Annotated in this window: 1 protein-coding gene and 1 pseudogene; both read left to right on the top strand. The window is 43.3% G+C overall.

Annotation, left to right across the window (positions count from 1 at the left end):
- A partial coding sequence (locus tag ABZJ92_RS21885) for a glycosyl hydrolase family 28-related protein (protein ID WP_214282312.1) occupies window positions 1-641 on the top strand: 641 nt, incomplete at its 5' end.
- Between the two features lie 226 nt (window positions 642-867).
- A pseudogene (locus tag ABZJ92_RS21880) lies at window positions 868-1227 on the top strand (hypothetical protein); the annotation flags it as partial.

Here is a 1227-nt window from a genome sequence, read left to right as displayed (position 1 = left end):
AAAAACGAGTATTTTTAGTCATCCTGTTTACCTCTTTCTCAGGAAGTTTAGTCTCCAGGATTCCCGGGGCGGTTCAGGATAACACCAAAGGCGATGCCATGATTGGCGTCAAGCAGCCTTTACCAAAAGCAGTTTTAAGAACTCAGCATGACAAAAATAAAGAAGCAATAAGTATCCTGGATTTTGGTGTTATTGATGATGGTGTGACAGATAATTACCAGGCAATACAAAATGCTATAGATGCCGTTGCTTCACTACCCTCCGGCGGGGAGCTGTTTATCCCTGCGAGCAACCAAGCGGTGGGGTATATTGTTGGATCCACTTTGCTTATTCCTGGCGGTGTTAACATCAGAGGAGTTGGTAAGGCATCGCAACTCCGAGCAAAAAGCGGACTTACAGGATCTGTGTTAAGGCTGTCTTATGATTCAGACACTATCGGCCGTTATCTGAGAAATATACGAGTAACTGGTAATAACACCTGCAATGGTATTGACACAAACATTACAGCAGAAGACTCTGTCATCAGACAGGTTTATGGCTGGGTATTTGATAATGTAATGGTGAATGAAGTTGAAACCGCATTATTTAATGCAAGGGCTCTGGCACTCAAAATTTATAGCATGTCAGGCTGGAACCTGTAGAGTCGGTCTTCACTTTTTAGGCCAGTGCGTAAGTGTTAGTGTCAGCTCCTGCCATTTCAGCAGAGGAAATTATTCTGCTGATGAAAGCTTTGGCATCAGGATTCAGCCTCAAACGTATGCGTGGTCGTCAGAGGCAGTTAGGTCAGAAGCAATAATTTTAGACAGTGAGACCATGTGCATTGGTTTTAAAAATGCCGTCTATGTTCATGATTGCCTTGATTTGCATATGGAACAACTGGATTTAGATTATTGCGGCTCAACAGGCGTGGTTATAGAGAATGTAAACGGAGGATTTTCTTTCTCAAACTCATGGATAGCAGCAGATGCCGATGGCACTGAACAATTTACGGGGATATATTTTAGAACGCCGGCCTCAACGCAGTCACATAAAATTGTCAGTGGTGTTCATATCAACACTGCAAACAAAAACACGGCTGCAAACAATCAAAGTATAGCGATAGAACAGTCGGCGATCTTCGTCTTTGTAAGTGGTTGTACGTTAACTGGTGATGGATTTGCCCCTATATTTCCAGACATCTGTTATCACTTAACCCATTACAAGCCCGCTGCCGCAGATATTCCCGTG

It is taken from the genome of Shigella sp. FJ200513, assembly GCF_040495915.1.
Classification (GTDB): Bacteria; Pseudomonadota; Gammaproteobacteria; order Enterobacterales; family Enterobacteriaceae; genus ECMA0423.
This window is presented reverse-complemented; position numbering and strand designations above follow the sequence as displayed.